The 391-nt window shown below is 62.1% G+C and carries 1 protein-coding gene; it reads left to right on the forward strand.

The window, feature by feature from the left end; translation table 11 throughout:
- Positions 1 to 92: 92 nt before the first annotated feature.
- A partial coding sequence (locus tag D7Y04_RS43515; RefSeq protein WP_121763096.1) for an ATP-binding cassette domain-containing protein occupies positions 93 to 391 on the forward strand: 299 nt, incomplete at its 3' end.

The following is a 391-nucleotide window of genomic DNA, read 5'->3' on the forward strand; positions in this document are numbered from 1 at the left end:
AAGCGCAACAAGGATACATCGATCTTGAACGCGGCGACGGTGAGGCATATGAGCCTCGAACGACTTGCGCAATTCCTGCCGGCCCTTCGGCCATGAGCGGAGACCCTCACGCGCCGCTCCTGTCGGTCCGCTCCCTGTCCCTTGAATTCTCCACAGAGCGCGGTCCCTTTCAGGCCGTCAAATCCGTCAGTTTCGATGTGAAGCCGGGAAAGACCCTCGCCATCGTCGGCGAATCCGGCTCGGGCAAGTCCGTCACGTCGCTGGCGATCATGCGACTGACTGACTACACCGGCGGCCGAATCACCGAGGGCGAAGTTCTTTTCAGGCCGTCGGTCGGGGAGACGCTCGATCTGGTGAAGGCGTCCGACGATCGGTTACGGCAGATCCGCGG

The sequence above is a fragment of the Corallococcus sp. AB038B genome (assembly GCF_003668955.1).
Lineage (GTDB): Bacteria > Myxococcota > Myxococcia > Myxococcales > Myxococcaceae > Corallococcus > Corallococcus exiguus.